Origin of the sequence: Streptomyces mutomycini (genome assembly GCF_001700505.1) — a bacterium.
Classification (GTDB): Bacteria; Actinomycetota; Actinomycetes; order Streptomycetales; family Streptomycetaceae; genus Streptomyces; species Streptomyces mutomycini.
The window spans coordinates 1-16,120 of sequence record NZ_MAPV01000158.1; the positions used below are offsets into that span (position 1 = coordinate 1).

Here is a 16,120-nt window from a genome sequence, read left to right on the forward strand (position 1 = left end):
AAGCCCGGCGGGCGCCCGCCGCGCGACCCCCGTCGCAGGCGGGCGGCCTTGTGGTCCTTCTTCTCGGGGATCACGTGCCGGATGCCGCGCTTGCGGAGGTAAGCACGGATCTTGCGGTTGCTGTAAGCCTTGTCGGCGGAGATGCTGTCCGGGGTGCGGCGGGGTCGCCCGAGTTCTGTGCGGGGAACGCGGATCTTGTCCATGATCGGTTCGAACTGAGTGCAGTCCGCCTGCTGCCCCGGCGTGGTGAGCAGGGACAACGGGCGGCAGCGGCCCTCCGCAGCTACGTGGATCTTGGTGGTCAGCCCGCCGCGGGAACGGCCGAGAGCCTCGCCCGGCGCACCGCCTCCTCCGGCCGGAGCCGCAGGGTGATGTGCGCGCGCAGGTGAACTGATCTTTGTGGCGCCCCTTTTGATGAGTCGGCGGGGGCAGGCGGCGGCTTCTTGAGGGCACCGGCGGCATGCTGGTGGGCGCGCACGGAGGTGGAGTCAACGTTGACGTTCCAGTCGAGGTCTCCCTCGACACCGGCAGCGGCTTGGACGTGTTGAAGGAGCATCTCCCAGGTACCGTCGGCCGACCACAGCAGATGCCGCTTGTGGACGGTCTTCCATGGGCCGAAGCGCTTGGGCAGCTCACGCCACTGAACCCCGGAGCTGAGCCGATGAATGATGCCGTTGATCACTTGCCGGTGATCTCGCCACCGGCCGCACCGGTTGTTGCTCACCGGCAGCAGCGGCTCCAGCACTGCCCACTCACCGTCCGTCAGATCCCCTCTGCTGAGCATGCCCAGGACAACGAACTACCTGATCGAAGAGACACGCCCTAGTGACGCGGCGCATTCATGAGAACCCAGGCGAAGGTCGTCGGATCATCCTTGTGTTTGACGCCCGAGTAGTGGTTCGTCCGATTCGGCGCATGGCTCACGTGGTTCTTGCAGGAGGTGAAGCAACGAACTGTTGCTCGCTGTACACCCCCTCGCCCTTCTCGAAGCCGCGCCAGTCCTCGTGACTGAACATCCGGAGCCGCGCGACATCGACACCGTCGTCACGCATGCGGGCGAAGTGGGCGTCGATGCGCGCCTTGTCCATGTGCTCCGCCTCCGTGTCGCCGGAGCCCGAACCGAAGGTGAACGGGTCGTACGCCTTGGCCCCGGCGACGTAGTGCTCCTCGCCGTCGAGGCAGATGCGGGTACCGCAACGCGTCGCGAAGGGGTCGTCGACAGCCGATGCCGGGGCGGGGCGCACGAGTGTCGGGCCGATGCCCGCCAAAGCGGCAAGAAGCAGGACCACCAGGGCCTGGGAAGCCTGGTTCGTACGAGGGTGAGTGCGCATCGCGTCTCTTTCGTCCGAAGGGGGCGGACCGCAGCCTCGGAAGGGTACGGCAGGCGGACGGGCCGGCCTCGGCGGCTCGACGAGGTGAACTCCGGCCCTGTACCGGTTTACCGAGCAGGAACGTAGGGCTGGGTCGTGTGACTGTCAATCAGTCGCGATGCCTCTGTTTTTGCTGCTCGATGGCCACTTCTTCGTGCGCGATAGGGATGGCCAGGGCGTTTAGCGGTTTAGTTCAATGAGGGATTTTGTGCTTGGTGGACGGATCGCGAACCCGCTATTGACAGGGGCGTAACACCCGGTGCCTCATGGTGTGGCGACAGCCCGTTCGAGCCGCATCCGGCCGAAGTCGCAGCTGGTCGAAGTCAGTTGTCCGGCGCTACCCCCACCATCACGACGCCTGCGAAGTCTGCCCTCGGTGCATGCCCCTCCGAAGTGCATGCGGCGCTCACCAAGCGTGCCCTCATGGGCCGGTGCGGCCGCCAGACATCGTTGTCAGGTGGGTTGTCGCCGTCCCACGGTCTCGTCCCGCTCCGTACCCGTCCACGCACCCGCATTGGTATCCGAGGAGAGAAATGCGAAAGCCGGGAAGCACCCTGATCACGACGGCCGGCATGGCGTTCGCCGCCGCCCTGGGCCTGCTGGGCTCGATCGTCGGCCCTTCCGTCGGCGAGGCCGAGGCCGCGCCCACCGGTATCCGAGTCAGTAACGGAGACGTGGTCGAGGCGAACGGGAACGAGTTCGTCATGCGCGGCGTCAACCACGCCTACGCCTGGTATCCCGAGCAGACGACCGCCATCGCCGACATAGCGGCCAAGGGCGCCAACACCGTCCGCGTCGTCCTCGGAAGTGGCGACCGGTGGACGAAGACAAGTGTCTCCCAGGTCTCCGCCCTCATCGGCCAGTGCAAGGCCAGCAAGGTCATCTGTGTGCTGGAGGTGCATGACACCACCGGATACGGCGAGGACGGCGCGGCCACCACCCTGGAGAAGGCTGCCGACTACTGGATCGGCGTGAAGAGCGCGCTCGAGGGGCAGGAGGACTACGTCGTCGTCAACATCGGCAACGAACCGTACGGCAACACGAACGCCTCGGCATGGACCGGCGCGACGAAGAGCGCGATCAGCAAGCTGAGGAACGCCGGCATCGACCACGCTCTGATGGTGGACGCCCCCAACTGGGGCCAGGACTGGTCCGGGACGATGCGGGACAACGCGGCCTCGGTCTTCGCATCCGATCCCGACCGCAACACCATCTTCTCGATCCACATGTACGGCGTCTACGACACGGCCGCCGAGGTGCAGGACTACCTGCACCATTTCACCGACAACGAACTGGCCATCGTCGTAGGCGAGTTCGGTGACCAGCACAGCGACGGAAACCCGGACGAGGACGCCATCATGGCGACCGCGCAGTCCCTGGGCGTGGGGTACGTCGGCTGGTCCTGGAGCGGCAACGGCAGCGGCGTCGAGTACCTCGACATGGTCAACGGCTTCGACGCGAACTCCCTGACGACCTGGGGTAACCGCTTCATCAACGGCGCCAACGGCATCGCCGCCACCTCCGAGACCGCGACCGTCTACGGCGGCGGGGGAGACACGGGCAGCGGCACTGCCCCCAACGGGTACCCGTACTGTGCCAACGGCAGTTCGTCCGACCCGGACGGTGACGGGTGGGGCTGGGAGAGCAGTCGCTCCTGCGTCGTCGCCGGCAGCAGCGCGGACAGCTGACAGCACCCGCGCGTGGGGGTGCACTCCTGTCGTCCTGTTGCAGGGGGCTTGATCCCAAGGTTCTTCCTGGCCTTCTTCGCATCCTTGACCATCTGACGAACGGTGTCCCAGAGGTCGTCGAAGTCGCTGGCCGAGGCCGGTGCTGCGGCGACGGGCGCCGCCAATTCGCTGGGCGTTACCGCGGCCGTGTTCGAGCTGGCGGCATGATGGTCGGAAGGAGGAGGCGGTAATGATCTCGCAGAGTGCCTGGCGGCGTCGGCATGTCGTGCCAGCCGCCAAGGAGGCTGGGCTCGTCCCGGACGGGACCAAGGTCTTCCGCCTTTTCGGGGGAAACGGTGACTGTGCGCTGGTGGAGTTCCATCCGCACCGGATCGATCTGCGCCGGGAGGTCTTCTTCGCGCGGGTGTCGATCGTTCCCGCTCCGCAGCGGGCCTGGGCCCATCGTCAGCACTGGGATCAGGCCAGGGACAAGGCCCCGGACGCGAGTGAGGCGATGCTGCACTGGGACCTGATCCCGCCGGCAGGTGTCGCTCTGGATCCGACTGCGGACATGCCCGCCCGCGGCAACTGGGCATACGGGCCCGACATGGATCCGGACGTGTGCGCGGGAGAACTGCTCGCGATGCTGCGTGAACACACGTTTCCGCAGATGCGGAGGTTCCTCGACCGCGATGTCCTGAACGCTGAGATGAAGGCGCGATCCAGCGGGTTTCGTCACCGGCGTCCGCCAGGCTGGGCTGAGGTGCTCCTGAACGTCGACCGGGTACCTCCGGCCGCGCTGGAGGCCACGCTGGCCGGTGTGGAGATGGACTATCCCGTAGCGGATGAGTTCATCGCCTGGGCGCGTGCGTTCCCGGTTCAGGAGGCCACAGGGCGCTGACGGTCGTTCCAAGCAGGGGCCTTCGGCCCCATCGGCGGGGTCGTTCTGTCCTTGGGCAGGGCGGCCCCGCTCTGCCTTTCGTTGTCGCACACGCCGACTTCATGATCAACCCGCATTGAGCGGTGGTATGTCAAGCCGGATGTAGAGGATCCTCGTGGGGCCGCCACCACGTGGGACGGCCTGCACGGGGCTGCGGAAGAGGGGCAAGCGTGAGCCACGAGGTCTGCGTGCCGAGCGTCTCGCCGAGCCTGATAGGCGGCAAGATTGAGGTGGATCCGGAGTCCGGCACTTGGTTGTGGTCGGCAGGAGTCCTGGAGGGCTCATCCGGCTACCGCCAAGCGTTCTACGTGGGAAGGCGCGCAACTCGAGCCACCTGGGGAAGGGCACGCCAGGATGACCCCGGACACGGGCACATGCCGGTGAGCCACACCGGTCTCTTGAGGGTCCCGGCGCCGGAGCTGGCATCGTGAGAGAGCCGAGACTGGCTAGGTCCACCCCGGCGATGTGACATCTCGTGACAGATGAGAGGGTTTTCCGGGTGACCGAGACACCACCGAACACCATGCAATACCGCTTTGACGGGCCAGAAGACGCTCCGGTCCTGGTGATCGGGCCGTCTCTGGGTACCACATGGCACATGTGGGACCGCCAGATACCCGAGCTCTCCCGGCACTGGAGGATCTTCCGCTACGACCTGCCGGGGCACGGCGGAGCCCCCGCGCATCCCGCCGCCGCGGTCTCCGACCTCGCCGACCGCCTCCTCGCCACGCTGGACAGCGTCGGGGTGCAGCGCTTCGGCTACGCCGGCTGCTCCATCGGCGGCGCCGTCGGTGCCGACCTCGCGCTCCGCCACCCGCACCGGGTCGCAGCCCTGGCGCTCGTCGCCGCGTCGCCGCGCTTCGGCACGGCCGACGAGTTCCGGCAGCGCGGAGTGATCGTCCGGAGCAACGGCCTGGAGCCGATCGCCCGGACCTCCCCCGAACGCTGGTTCACGCCCGGCTTCGCCGCCGCCCAGCCTGCCATCGTCGAGTGGGCCGTCCAGATGGTCCGCACCACCGACCCCGGCTGCTACATCGCCTCCTGCGAGGCCCTGGCCGCCTTCGACATCCGTACGGAACTGCCCCGGATCGGGGTACCGACCCTCGTCCTGGTCGGCGCCGAGGACAAGGTCACCGGCCCTGCCGAGGCCCGTACCCTGGTCGCCGGCATCCCGGACGCCCGGCTCGCCCTCGTACCCGGAGCCTCCCACCTGGCGCCGGTCGAGCAGCCGGCCGCCGTCACCGACCTGCTGCTCATGCACTTCTCGACCGCCTGGCAGGACACCGCGGCGTCGATCCCCGTACCGCCTTCCCCCGGCTTCGCCGCCCCGTTCGCCCCCGTCGTACCCGTCGCGGAGATCGCCCCCGCGGCAGAACTGCCCGACGCCTCGCCGACGGGACGCAGCGACCGGTACGACCGGGGGATGAAGGTCCGGCGCGAGGTGCTGGGCGATGCCCACGTGGATGCCGCGGCGGCCGCGTCGGACGGCTTCACCGAGGACTTCGAGGAGCTCCTCACCCGCTACGCCTGGGGTGAGATCTGGAGCAGGGAGGGGCTCGACCGCAAGGCCCGCAGCTGTGTCTCCCTCACCGCGGTCGTCGCATCCGGACACCTGGGCGGCCTCGCCCAGCACGTCAGGGCCGCCCTGCGCAACGGGCTCACCCCCGTCGAGATCAAGGAGGTGCTGCTCCAGACCGCCGTCTACTGCGGCATCCCCGCGGCGGGCGCGGCGTTCGAGATCGCCCAGTCCGTGATCCAGGAGGAAACGACCCCGCCCGCGTAGCAGTATGGGTGCATGAACGCTTCGTCTCTGACGCTCACCAAGAAGACCCACTCCTGCGTCCGCCTGGAGCGGAACGGGCAGTCGCTCGTCATCGACCCCGGCGGGTTCACCGAGGACGACGCCGCGGTCGGTGCCGACGCGATCCTGGTGACGCACGAACACCCCGACCACTTCAACGAGGCCCGGCTGCGTGCCGCGCTGGAGTCCAACCCCGCCGCGCGCGTGTGGACCCTGCGCAGTGTGGCCGAGCAGGTGTCGGCCGCGTTCCCGGGGCGGGTGCACACGGTGGGCCACGGCGACACGTTCACCGCCGCGGGGCTCGACGTACAGGTGCACGGCGAACTGCACGCGGTGATCCACCCTGACATCCCGAGGGTCACCAACATCGGTTTCCTCGTGGACGGTTCCGTCTTCCACCCGGGCGACGCCCTCACGGTCCCCGACCACCCGGTGGACACGCTGATGCTGCCGGTCATGGCCCCCTGGAACAAGATCTCGGAGGTCATCGACTACGTACGCGAGGTGAAGCCGCGCCGCGCCATCGACATCCACGACGCACTGCTCACCGACCTCGCCCGTCCGATCTACGACAACCAGATCGGCGCCCTGGGCGGCACGGACCACGGCCGGCTGGCCCCCGGCGACGCGACCCGCCTCTGACCCGGCTGTCAGTGGGAGCGGTTAGGTTTACTGCATGCGCATCGCCACGTGGAACGTCAATTCGATCACCGCCCGGCTTCCGAGGCTGCTGGCCTGGCTGGAGAGCAGCGGCACCGACGTGCTGTGCGTCCAGGAGACCAAATGCACGCTGGAGCAGTTCCCCGCCGAAGCGCTGCGGGAGGCGGGTTACGAGGCGGCGGTCAACGCCACGGGCCGGTGGAACGGCGTCGCGCTGCTCTCCCGCGTCGGTCTCACCGACGTCGTGACGGGCCTGCCCGACGGCCCTGACTACGAGGGCGTGCAGGAGCCGAGGGCGATCTCGGCGACCTGCGGTGGTGTCCGCGTCTGGTCCGTCTACGTCCCCAACGGACGCGAGGTCGACCACGACCACTACGCCTACAAGCTGCGCTGGCTGGAGGCCCTGCGGCAGGCGGTCGCCGCGGACGCGGCGGGGACGCTGCCGTTCGCGGTCCTCGGCGACTTCAACATCGCACCGGCGGACGAGGACGTCTGGGACCCGGCGGTGTTCGTGGGCGCCACGCATGTCACCCCCGCCGAGCGGGAGGCGCTCGCCACCCTGCGCGAGGCAGGACTCTCCGACGTGGTGCCGCGCCCCCTCAAGTACGACCACCCGTACACCTACTGGGACTACCGCCAGCTCAGCTTCCCGAAGAACAAGGGCATGCGCATCGACCTCGTCTACGGCAACGCCCCCTTCGCGGGGGCGGTCAAGGACAGCTACGTCGACCGCGAGGAGCGCAAGGGCAAGGGCGCATCCGACCACGCCCCGGTGGTCGTGGACCTCGACGTCTGACGGTGCGGTCGGTGGCCGCGGGATGGCTGGGCATCGACGAGGACATCGCGTAGTCCGACGTCGCCGCTGCGGTCGCCGCCGAAACGGAGGACACGCGCCGGGCGCCGCGGGCGCCGCCCCTTGCAGGGGCGGCAGCCGCGTCACCGGACGGCTCAGTGCACCGAGAACCCGCCGTCGACGAAGAGCGACTGTCCGGTGACGTACGAGGAGGCGGCGCTCGCCAGGAACACCGCGGCGCCCGCGAAGTCCTCGGCCAGCCCGTTGCGTCCCACCATCGTGCGCGCGGCCAGCGCCGCAACCCGCTCCGGGTCCGACGACAGCTGCTGGTTGAGCGGTGTCATGACGAATCCGGGCACCAGCGTGTTGCAGGTGACTCCGTGCGGCGACCATGCCTCGGCCTGCGAGCGCGCCAGTGATTCCAGCGCGCCCTTGGAGACGCCGTACGCCCCGCTTCGCACGAACGCCCGGTGCGCCTGCTGGGACGTGATGTGGATGATCCGCCCGAAGCCGCGCTCCGCCATGCCGGGGCCGAACCTGCGGCCCAGCAGATAGGGGGCCTTGAGGTTCACCGTCATCGTGGTGTCCCACACGTCCTCGTCGAGCTCGCTCATCGGCGGCCGGAGGTTGACGCCCGCGCAGTTGACGAGGATGTCGGGCTCACCGAACGCGGCCGCCGCACCGTCACCGGCCGCACGCACGCCCTCGGTGGTCCCGAGGTCGGCGCTCACCCAGGCCGCCCGGCAGCCGTCGGCGTCGAGTTCACCGACGGTCCGCACCAGTTCCGACTCCCTGCGTGCCACGACCACCACACTCGCGCCCGCCCGCGCGAGCGCCCCCGTGATGGCCCGCCCGATGCCGGAGCTTCCGCCGGTCACCACGGCGACCCGGCCTTCCAGCGAGAAGAGTCCGGAAAGATAGTTCTGCGACGTCATGCCCGTACCTTAGACAAGTGGCCAGGTCATGTACGGGGCGGGTCCCGGTACCGGTACGGATGCGCGCCCTGCGGTGCGGAAGGCGTCAGGGATGGGACCCTGGTGGCATGAACATCCCTTTTCTGGACAACTGGCGTAAGCGCCAGGGCGGTACGCGCGAGATGGCTCTCGCGGCCGCCGTCGAGATCGATCCGGACGGCGTCGCCGAGCTGTTCGCGGAATGCGAGCTGCTGCGCGCCACGGCAGGGCAGTGCGGCCTCGAGCTCGACGACAGCCCCGCGTCGTTGTCCGCGCTCGACCAACTGCCGCCCATCTGGCGCGACGACCCGGAGGAGCTGCCCTGGGTGGGCAACGACGCCGGGCTCTACCTCGGCACCGTGCTGGTCCGCACGGTCCCCGGGGCCGCCTGGGACATCCTGGCGGGCGGAAAGCCGGTCGTGCGGCTGACGTCGGGGCGCGAGATCGATGTGGTCGCCGCCGGTCTGGACTGGGCGATGTCGGGCAGCCCCGAGCTCTCCGAGATGTACGCGGAGTCCGCGGAGAGCGGCCCCGAGGCCAAAACGCGATAAAAAGCCTTATGCGCCACCGGTGCGTGTCGGCCCCGAAGCGCGTGTCCACCCCGGATAGTTTGCGCTGACCTCGACACCAGCGATAAGTGGGTAGGGCAGCGTATGGCCGTCGATCCGTTGATCGAACTGCGGGACGTCAACAAGTACTTCGGGAAGTTGCACGTACTTCAGGACATCAATCTCACCGTCGGCCGCGGGGAGGTGGTGGTGGTCATCGGCCCCTCCGGATCGGGTAAATCAACGCTCTGCCGGACCATCAACCGACTTGAGACGATCGAGTCCGGTCACATCGCCATCGACGGAAAGCCGCTACCCGCGGAGGGCAAGGGACTTGCGGAGCTCCGGGCCGAAGTGGGCATGGTCTTCCAGTCGTTCAACCTGTTCGCCCACAAGACCGTGCTGGCGAACGTCTCGCTCGCCCAGCTGAAGGTCCGCAAGCGTAAGAAGGACGAGGCCGACCAGCGCTCCCGGGAACTGCTGGAGCGGGTCGGGCTCGCCTCGCAGGCCGACAAGTTCCCCGCCCAGCTCTCCGGCGGCCAGCAGCAGCGCGTCGCCATCGCCCGTGCCCTCGCCATGGACCCCAAGGCGCTCCTCTTCGACGAGCCCACCTCCGCGCTCGACCCCGAGATGATCAACGAAGTCCTCGAGGTCATGCAGCAGCTCGCCAGGGAGGGCATGACCATGGTGGTCGTCACGCACGAGATGGGTTTCGCCCGGTCGGCCGCCAACCGCGTGGTCTTCATGTCCGACGGATGCGTCATCGAGGACCGAACCCCGGAGGACTTCTTCACCTCACCGGAGAGCGACCGCGCCAAGGACTTCCTGTCCAAGATCCTCAAGCACTGAACAGGGGGCACCGTGTTGCGTACGAGGAACATCGCGGCCGTGCTGGTCTGCCTCCTGCTCACGGCGCTCCTTGCCGGCTGCGGCAGGGAGGGCAGTCCGCCGGTCAAGGGGCCGAAGGCCGGGGCGCTGCCCCAGTACAAGGTCGACACCAGCTTCGAGCTGCCGGAGTCGAAGACCTGGAAGAAGGCCAAGAAGCGTGGCCATCTCGTCGTCGGCGCCAAGGAGGACCAGCCCTACCTCGGCGAGAAGGACCCGGCCACCGGGGTCTACTCCGGCTTCGACATCGAGATCGCGCGCATGATGGCGGCCTCGCTCGGCTTCGAGCCGGACGGGATCCGTTTCCGGACCATCGCCTCCGCCAACCGTGAGACGGCACTCCAGAACGGACAGATCGACTACTACGTCGGCACCTACACGATCAACGACATGCGAAAGAAGCTCGTCGGTTTCGCCGGTCCCTACTACATGGCCGGCCAGGGGCTCCTGGTGCGCACGGACGAGAACGACATCGACGGACCGCAGGACCTGGCGGGCAAGACCGTCTGTTCGGCTGCCGGTTCCACGCCGTACCAGCGCATCGCCGCCGACTACCCGGAGGCGGATCTCGTCGCGTACGACACCTACTCGATCTGCGTCGACAACCTGCTGACCTTCCAGGTCGACGCCGTGACGACGGACGACGCCATCCTGCTGGGATTCGCGGCCAAGGCGCCGGACGAGATGAAGGTGGTCGGCAAGCCCTTCTCCGAGGAGCCTTACGGCATCGGCGTACCACGCAGCGACAACGCGCTGCGCTTCGCGCTCAACGACGCACTGGAGGAGAACGAGAAGAACGGCAACTGGAAGAAGGCGTTCGAAGCGACTCTGGGCCTGTCCGGGGTACCCGCGCCGACACCGCCGCCCATCGACCGCTATCCGGCGAACTGAGGGGCGGGACACCACCATGGACGTACTGACAGAGAACTGGTCGCTCTACGGCGAAGGCTTCCTCGGCACCGTCGAACTCACCGTCTACGCCTCGATCCTGGCGCTCGTGCTCGGCTTCGTCATGGCGTCGTTCCGGGTCGCGCCCGTCGGCTCGCTCCGGATGATCGGCACCGTCTGGGTCGCGGTGCTCCGCAACACCCCGCTGACACTGCTGTTCTTCGCCGTGCTGCTCGGACTGCCGCGCTTCGGCCTGGTCCTGCCCTTCCAGGTCTTCGCGGTCCTCGCCCTCGGCTGTTACACCTCGGCCTTCATCTGCGAGGCCCTGCGCTCCGGCATCAACACCGTGCCCACGGGGCAGGGCGAAGCCGCCCGGAGCCTCGGGATGTCCTTCGGGCAGACCCTGGGCAACGTGGTGCTGCCGCAGGCCTTCCGGTCGGTGATCCCCCCGGTGGGCTCGACACTCATCGCCCTGGCCAAGAACTCCGCGATCGCCGGGGCCTTCAGCGTCACCGAGCTGCTCGGCACCTACAAGACCCTCAACGAACTCGGCTACAGCATCATCTGGTCCTTCGTCTGGATCGCCGTCGGATATCTGATCATCACCCTCGCCATCAGTGCGCTCTTCAACGTGTTGGAGAAGCGCTGGGGAGTCGCCCGATGACCCACTCCACCACCTCCGCCACCGCGCTCTACGACATCCCCGGGCCGGTCACCCGCAAGCGGCACTTCACCTACGGAGTCATCTCGACGGCCGTGATCGTCGCGCTGCTCGGCTGGATCCTCTATCTGCTCTTCGACACCGATCAGTTCACCAGCGAGAAATGGACGCCCTTCACGTACAAGGGCATTCAGGAGCTGCTGCTGCGCGGACTCGGCAACACTCTCAAGGCCTTCGCCTACGCCGCGGTCCTCTCGCTGGCGCTCGGGGCGCTGCTCGCCGTCGGCCGGCTCTCCGACCACGGGCCCGTGCGCTGGATCTCGACACTGCTGGTCGAGTTCTTCAGGGCCATGCCCGTGCTGGTGATGATCTTCTTCATCTTCGTCGCGCTGAAGGTCCAGCCACTGCCCGCGCTGGTGGCCGGGCTGACCCTCTACAACGGGTCCGTGCTCGCCGAGGTGTTCCGCACGGGGATCAACTCCGTGGAGCGTGGACAGCGGGAGGCGGCGTTCGCGCTGGGCATGCGCAAGACGCAGGTCACCACCCATGTCCTGGCCCCGCAGGCCGTGCGCGCGATGCTGCCCACCATCATCAGCCAGCTGGTGGTGGCACTCAAGGACACCTCGCTCGGCTATCTGATCACGTACGAGGAGTTCCTCCATGCGGGCAAGCTGATCGCCTCGAACCTCGACTACGACCTGCCGTTCATCCCGGTGGTCATGGTGATCTCACCCATCTACATCGGCATGTGCATGCTGCTCTCCTGGTTCGCCACCTGGGTGGCCAGACGGCAGCGGCGCAACCCGAAGACGGAGGGGACGGGCGTAGCCGCCGCCGAACCGGGAACGGTGCTGCCGGGCCGCCTGGGGTAGGCCGTCGCCGAGTCCGCCCGGCAGCAGTCGGTGATCACTCCCCGCACCGCGGGCACGGGACAAGACCTGCCCGTGTCCGCCGGGGGAGAAGGTCAGCTGTGAGCCGGCCGGGTCGCGCCGATGCGGACGAGGACCGGCGAGGGCCACCAGGCGGCATGACCGGCCTGGCGTGGGCGCGGAGGCGGCTCATCGCCCACGGAGGAACGGCCGTCCCGCTACCGGTCCGTGAAGAGGTGAGGGGGCGTTGCCGATCAGACCGCCGGAAGGGCGGCCCCATGTCGTCGACAGACGGCGGGGTGCCGCCCTTCCCGGTGCGTGGGGCGATCGTCTTCAGGCCGCAGCGGATATGACCGGCCACCCGGACGTTGTCATCCAGCTGCGCCAGGCGCTGATCAACGCCGACTAGGTGGACGGCGCCCGGGCCTGATCACGCCGTGGGCATCCCGCCTGCGCTGCTCCCGGCCCCGGCCCCGCCGTGTGATCCGCCGTGGGTGGTTTCCCTGCGGGGCGGGGGCGGAGTGACCGGGCGGCAGAATGGCCGCATGACGACACGACCGATGATCACCCTCGTACGCGGGGACATCACCGAGCAGCACGCCGACGTGCTGGTCAACGCTGCCAACTCTTCCCTCCTCGGCGGTGGTGGGGTGGACGGTGCGATCCACCGGCGTGGCGGGCCGGAGATCCTCGCTGCCTGCCGCGACCTGCGGGCCTCGCACTACGGGAAGGGCCTGCCGACCGGGCAGGCCGTGGCGACGACGGCCGGCCGGCTGCACGCGGAGCACGTCGTTCATACGGTGGGCCCGGTCTGGTCGCGAACGGAGGACCGTTCCGCGTTGCTGGCCTCCTGTTACCGGGAGTCCCTGAGGGTGGCATCAGAAGTGGGAGCCCGGACGGTTGCCTTTCCGGCGATCTCGACGGGCATCTACGGGTGGCCGCTCGACGACGGTGCCCGGATCGCCGTGTGTACGGTCCGCGAGGCCACCCTGCCTCCGGTAACCGAGGTCCGGTTCGTGCTGTACGGCGAGGAGGCGTACGCGCGCTTCGGCGAGGCTCTGGCGGCGTAGACAGGGACCCTTTTACGTCGGGCCAGGTGCACAGGTTGCCGACCCGCATACTCCCGCGCATCATCGCGCACGGCGCCGGCATCCCATCGGGTCCGGCCGAGCAGGCGCTGCATGGCGTCCGGGTGGCCTCGGCTCATCGGTCCTGGAACGCTCGGCCGCCCCCACGAGCAAGATCAAGGCCTACGGCTGGAGGTCGCGCTGGTACCAGGTGCCTGACTTGCCGCCGAGATCGGCCGGGGTGGCAGGGCCGGCGGGGACGAACCCGGCCTTGGTCAGGACCCTTTGGGACGCGGCGTTGTCGTGCGAGGTGGCCGCCCGCAGTGTGCGCAGGCCGTGCATCGCTGCCGCCATCCGGCACAGCTCCCGGACGGTCGTGGTCGCCACGCCGCGGCCGGCGACCTGCTCCGCGACCCGGTAGCCGAGCCTGGCAGTGCCGTCCTCCAAGTCGTACAGGTTGAACCTGCCGAGTACCGAGCCGTCCTCGGCGACGAGCACGTGGAAGGCGCAGATGCCCGCCTCGTGCTCGGCCAGCGAGGCGTTGTACCGGTCGTTGAACTGTTCGAAGAAGTCGTCGCCGCGGTCGGGGACCGAGGCAGCGAAGTAGGCGCGGTTCGCCAGCTCGAAGGCCAGGACCGCCGGGGCATGGCCGGCATGCAGCGGCTTCAGCTTGGGCATTGCCCGACCTTACCCAGATGGTCCGCTGGGGCCACCTGGTTTTCCGACCGAGGAACGGTTCAGCAATCAGCAAGATCCACGCGAACGCCGCACCGCCCTGCTGTTGATCGCCGGTTGTCCGGAAGAGCGACCAACGTCCGCCGCCCGCCGCAACTGTCACGACGCGCCAATAGTTGCCTCGGCTGCGCAGACGACGTGAGGTAAAGGCGGTCACCTACGGCCGGGGGTGGCGCCTACTCCGGCAGCCATGAGACCCAGGACGATGTTGCGAACGTCGTCATTCATGAGCGGCCATGTCAGCGGTCCGTTCGAACGTGTGGCCGAGGCGGTCCTGACGGTACGGGTGGTGCGGCGCTACCCTGCGCGGACGATTCTTCACAGGAGGTACGGATGCGTCGTTCCCTCGGCCGGAATGTGTCGTTCCCAGTCGTGATCGCCGTCATCGGCTCGCTCGGGGCCGCGACGCCCGCGGCCTCGGCGCCACCCGCTCCACCTCCCAAGTCCCCGCTGGCGGTGGGCTACGGGGGAGCCGTGTCGAGTGTCGACGCGGACGCCTCGGCGGCTGGTATCGAGGTACTCCGCAAGGGCGGCAACGCCGTTGACGCGGCCGTCGCCACCGCTGCCGCGCTCGGTGTCACCGAGCCCTACTCGGCGGGCATCGGCGGTGGCGGGTACTTCGTCCACTACGACGCGAGGACGGGGCGCGTACAGACCGTCGACGGCCGCGAGACCGCACCCCGCAGCGCGGACTCCTCGCTCTTCCTGGAGGACGGGCGGCCGATCCCCTTCAACGACGCCGTCACCAGCGGACTGGGGGTCGGAACCCCCGGCACGCCCGCCACCTGGGAGAAGGCGCTCGACGCCTGGGGGAGCAAGCCGCTCAAGCGGCTCCTCGAGCCGGCCGAGCGGCTGGCCCGCGACGGGTTCGTCGTGGACGAGACCTTCCGCTCCCAGACGGCCGCCAACCAGGCACGGTTCGCCGACTTTCCCGCGAGCGCCGAACTCTTCCTGCCCGGCGGTCAGTTGCCGGTGACCGGGTCGGTGTTCAAGAACCCCGACCTCGCCCGCACGTACAGGACGCTGGGCCGCGAGGGCGTCGACGAGCTGTACCGGGGTGAGCTGGCGCGGGACATCGTGTCGACGGTGCGCAAGCCACCCGTCGACCCGGCGGCGACGCGGGTGGTGCGTCCGGGAGACCTCACGACGGGGGACCTGAAGGCGTACCGCGCGCTGCGCCAGGCCCCGACGAAGACCGACTACCGGGGCCTCGACGTGTACGGCATCGCGCCGTCCTCGTCCGGGGGTACGAGCGTGGGCGAGGCCCTCAACATCCTGGAGTCGACGGACCTTTCGAAGGTGAGCGAGACCCAGTACCTGCACCGTCTCATCGAGGCGAGCCGGATCGCGTTCGCCGACCGGGGCCGGTGGGTCGGTGACCCCGCCTTCGAGGACGTGCCGACACGGGAGCTGCTCAGCCAGCGTTTCGCCGACTCACGCGAATGCCTCATCAAGGACGACGCGGTGCTCACCAGCCCGCTCCCTCCGGGCGACCCGCGCGATCCCACCCGCTGCGCCACCGGGGGCGAGGCCGCCCCTACGACGTACGAGGGTGAGAACACGACGCATCTGACCACCGCCGACAAGTGGGGCAACGTCGTCGCCTACACCCTGACGATCGAGTCGACCGGCGGCAGCGGCATCACCGTGCCCGGGCGGGGCTTCCTGCTCAACAACGAGCTGACCGACTTCTCGTTCGCGCCGGCGAATCCGGCGGTCCACGACCCGAATCTGCCGGGCCCGGCCAAGCGCCCGCGCTCGTCCATCTCGCCGACGATCGTGCTGGAGCACGGAAAGCCCGTACTGGCCCTGGGAACACCGGGCGGTGCCACCATCATCACGACCGTCCTGCAGTCCCTGACCGGCCACGTGGACCGGGGGCTGCCGCTCGTCGAGGCGATCGCCGCCCCACGCGCCAGCCAGCGCAACTCGGCCACGACCGAGATCGAGCCGGGGCTGTGGGACAGCCCGGTGCGCGGGAAGCTGGAGGCCCTCGGGCACGTCTTCAAGGCGAACCCGGAGATCGGGGCCGCCACGGGCATCCAGCGCCTCCCCGGAGGACGCTGGCTCGCGGCCGCCGAAAAGGTGCGGCGCGGTGGCGGCTCGGCCATGGTGGTAGCGCCGAGCGGCGGTTCGTGACCCATCTCTGCGCCAGCAGGGGCCTCGGGGCCGGGAGGGCGCGATTCATGGCGCCGCTCCGGCCCCGAGGCCTTGACGCGGCCTGTTGACCACCCACCGGGCCGCGTCGGCAAGGAGGGAGCCCGTCAGGGTTCCTCGTGTCCA

15 protein-coding genes and 1 pseudogene are annotated in these 16,120 nt (G+C 68.9%); 12 read left to right on the plus strand and 4 right to left on the minus strand.

Annotated features, from left to right (window positions below; all coding sequences use genetic code 11):
- Positions 1 to 784: pseudogene (locus tag BFF76_RS33985) on the minus strand (IS5 family transposase); the annotation flags it as partial.
- Positions 785 to 920: 136 nt separating this feature from the next.
- Positions 921 to 1,331 (minus strand): hypothetical protein, encoded by a 411-nt coding sequence (locus BFF76_RS22315; protein WP_141695645.1) that lies wholly within the window; start codon positions 1,329 to 1,331, stop codon positions 921 to 923.
- Between the two features lie 572 nt (positions 1,332 to 1,903).
- On the opposite strand from BFF76_RS22315, the gene BFF76_RS22320 reads away from it, so the two are divergent.
- From BFF76_RS22320 to BFF76_RS22340, 5 genes are all read left to right on the plus strand, one after another.
- The gene (locus tag BFF76_RS22320; protein ID WP_065848921.1) at positions 1,904 to 3,058 is read left to right on the plus strand and encodes a cellulase family glycosylhydrolase; all 1,155 of its coding nucleotides are present in this window, start codon (positions 1,904 to 1,906) and stop codon (positions 3,056 to 3,058) included.
- Between the two features lie 229 nt (positions 3,059 to 3,287).
- Positions 3,288 to 3,938 carry a hypothetical protein gene (locus tag BFF76_RS22325; RefSeq protein ID WP_065848922.1) on the plus strand — a complete coding sequence of 217 codons (651 nt, stop codon included), beginning with the start codon at positions 3,288 to 3,290 and terminating at the stop codon, positions 3,936 to 3,938.
- Positions 3,939 to 4,500: 562 nt separating this feature from the next.
- Positions 4,501 to 5,760, plus strand: a complete 1,260-nt coding sequence (gene pcaDC, locus BFF76_RS22330; protein ID WP_267882475.1) for a bifunctional 3-oxoadipate enol-lactonase/4-carboxymuconolactone decarboxylase PcaDC — start codon at positions 4,501 to 4,503, stop codon at positions 5,758 to 5,760.
- A 12-nt stretch (positions 5,761 to 5,772) separates the two neighbouring features.
- A complete protein-coding gene (locus BFF76_RS22335) occupies positions 5,773 to 6,420 on the plus strand; it encodes an MBL fold metallo-hydrolase (RefSeq protein ID WP_031089629.1) in 648 nt (215 codons plus the stop codon).
- Positions 6,421 to 6,454: 34 nt separating this feature from the next.
- Positions 6,455 to 7,234: an exodeoxyribonuclease III gene (locus BFF76_RS22340; RefSeq protein ID WP_031089630.1), complete on the plus strand. Its 780-nt coding sequence runs from the start codon at positions 6,455 to 6,457 to the stop codon at positions 7,232 to 7,234.
- Between the two features lie 152 nt (positions 7,235 to 7,386).
- Here the strand turns inward: BFF76_RS22340 and BFF76_RS22345 are convergent, their stop codons facing one another.
- Entirely contained in the window at positions 7,387 to 8,166 is a 780-nt protein-coding gene (locus BFF76_RS22345) for an SDR family NAD(P)-dependent oxidoreductase (protein WP_031089632.1), read from the minus strand.
- Positions 8,167 to 8,273: 107 nt separating this feature from the next.
- Here BFF76_RS22345 and BFF76_RS22350 point away from each other — a divergent pair, with 107 nt between their 5' ends.
- The 6 genes from BFF76_RS22350 (at position 8,274) to BFF76_RS22375 (ending at position 13,105) form a co-directional block, all read left to right on the plus strand.
- On the plus strand, positions 8,274 to 8,735 hold the full coding sequence (locus BFF76_RS22350) for a DUF6278 family protein (RefSeq protein ID WP_031089634.1): 462 nt from the start codon (positions 8,274 to 8,276) through the stop codon (positions 8,733 to 8,735).
- Between the two features lie 102 nt (positions 8,736 to 8,837).
- Positions 8,838 to 9,581 carry an amino acid ABC transporter ATP-binding protein gene (locus BFF76_RS22355; protein WP_031089636.1) on the plus strand — a complete coding sequence of 248 codons (744 nt, stop codon included), beginning with the start codon at positions 8,838 to 8,840 and terminating at the stop codon, positions 9,579 to 9,581.
- A gap of 12 nt (positions 9,582 to 9,593) precedes the next feature.
- Entirely contained in the window at positions 9,594 to 10,508 is a 915-nt protein-coding gene (locus tag BFF76_RS22360; protein ID WP_031089638.1) for a glutamate ABC transporter substrate-binding protein, read from the plus strand.
- A 16-nt stretch (positions 10,509 to 10,524) separates the two neighbouring features.
- Positions 10,525 to 11,169, plus strand: a complete 645-nt coding sequence (locus tag BFF76_RS22365; protein ID WP_031089640.1) for an amino acid ABC transporter permease — start codon at positions 10,525 to 10,527, stop codon at positions 11,167 to 11,169.
- The gene (locus tag BFF76_RS22370; RefSeq protein WP_031089641.1) at positions 11,166 to 12,038 is read left to right on the plus strand and encodes an amino acid ABC transporter permease; all 873 of its coding nucleotides are present in this window, start codon (positions 11,166 to 11,168) and stop codon (positions 12,036 to 12,038) included. Before BFF76_RS22365 ends, BFF76_RS22370 begins: the two co-directional genes overlap by 4 nt.
- A gap of 542 nt (positions 12,039 to 12,580) precedes the next feature.
- The gene (locus BFF76_RS22375; RefSeq protein WP_065848923.1) at positions 12,581 to 13,105 is read left to right on the plus strand and encodes an O-acetyl-ADP-ribose deacetylase; all 525 of its coding nucleotides are present in this window, start codon (positions 12,581 to 12,583) and stop codon (positions 13,103 to 13,105) included.
- A gap of 180 nt (positions 13,106 to 13,285) precedes the next feature.
- On the opposite strand, the gene BFF76_RS22380 is transcribed toward BFF76_RS22375, so the two are convergent.
- Positions 13,286 to 13,780 carry a GNAT family N-acetyltransferase gene (locus BFF76_RS22380; protein WP_031089645.1) on the minus strand — a complete coding sequence of 165 codons (495 nt, stop codon included), beginning with the start codon at positions 13,778 to 13,780 and terminating at the stop codon, positions 13,286 to 13,288.
- Positions 13,781 to 14,170: 390 nt separating this feature from the next.
- Between BFF76_RS22380 and ggt the strand changes: the two genes are divergently transcribed.
- Positions 14,171 to 15,976, plus strand: coding sequence for a gamma-glutamyltransferase (gene ggt, locus BFF76_RS22385; RefSeq protein WP_053930768.1), 1,806 nt, complete (start codon positions 14,171 to 14,173; stop codon positions 15,974 to 15,976).
- Positions 15,977 to 16,120: the final 144 nt, after the last annotated feature.

Coding starts and splice junctions, on each gene's coding strand:
- BFF76_RS22315 (WP_141695645.1), bottom strand. CDS start 1,331: ATGCGCACTCACCCTCGTACGAACCAGGCTTCCCAGGCCCTGGTGGTC.
- BFF76_RS22320 (WP_065848921.1), top strand. CDS start 1,904: ATGCGAAAGCCGGGAAGCACCCTGATCACGACGGCCGGCATGGCGTTC.
- BFF76_RS22325 (WP_065848922.1), top strand. CDS start 3,288: ATGATCTCGCAGAGTGCCTGGCGGCGTCGGCATGTCGTGCCAGCCGCC.
- pcaDC (WP_267882475.1), top strand. CDS start 4,501: ATGCAATACCGCTTTGACGGGCCAGAAGACGCTCCGGTCCTGGTGATC.
- BFF76_RS22335 (WP_031089629.1), top strand. CDS start 5,773: ATGAACGCTTCGTCTCTGACGCTCACCAAGAAGACCCACTCCTGCGTC.
- BFF76_RS22340 (WP_031089630.1), top strand. CDS start 6,455: ATGCGCATCGCCACGTGGAACGTCAATTCGATCACCGCCCGGCTTCCG.
- BFF76_RS22345 (WP_031089632.1), bottom strand. CDS start 8,166: ATGACGTCGCAGAACTATCTTTCCGGACTCTTCTCGCTGGAAGGCCGG.
- BFF76_RS22350 (WP_031089634.1), top strand. CDS start 8,274: ATGAACATCCCTTTTCTGGACAACTGGCGTAAGCGCCAGGGCGGTACG.
- BFF76_RS22355 (WP_031089636.1), top strand. CDS start 8,838: ATGGCCGTCGATCCGTTGATCGAACTGCGGGACGTCAACAAGTACTTC.
- BFF76_RS22365 (WP_031089640.1), top strand. CDS start 10,525: ATGGACGTACTGACAGAGAACTGGTCGCTCTACGGCGAAGGCTTCCTC.
- BFF76_RS22370 (WP_031089641.1), top strand. CDS start 11,166: ATGACCCACTCCACCACCTCCGCCACCGCGCTCTACGACATCCCCGGG.
- BFF76_RS22375 (WP_065848923.1), top strand. CDS start 12,581: ATGACGACACGACCGATGATCACCCTCGTACGCGGGGACATCACCGAG.
- BFF76_RS22380 (WP_031089645.1), bottom strand. CDS start 13,780: ATGCCCAAGCTGAAGCCGCTGCATGCCGGCCATGCCCCGGCGGTCCTG.
- ggt (WP_053930768.1), top strand. CDS start 14,171: ATGCGTCGTTCCCTCGGCCGGAATGTGTCGTTCCCAGTCGTGATCGCC.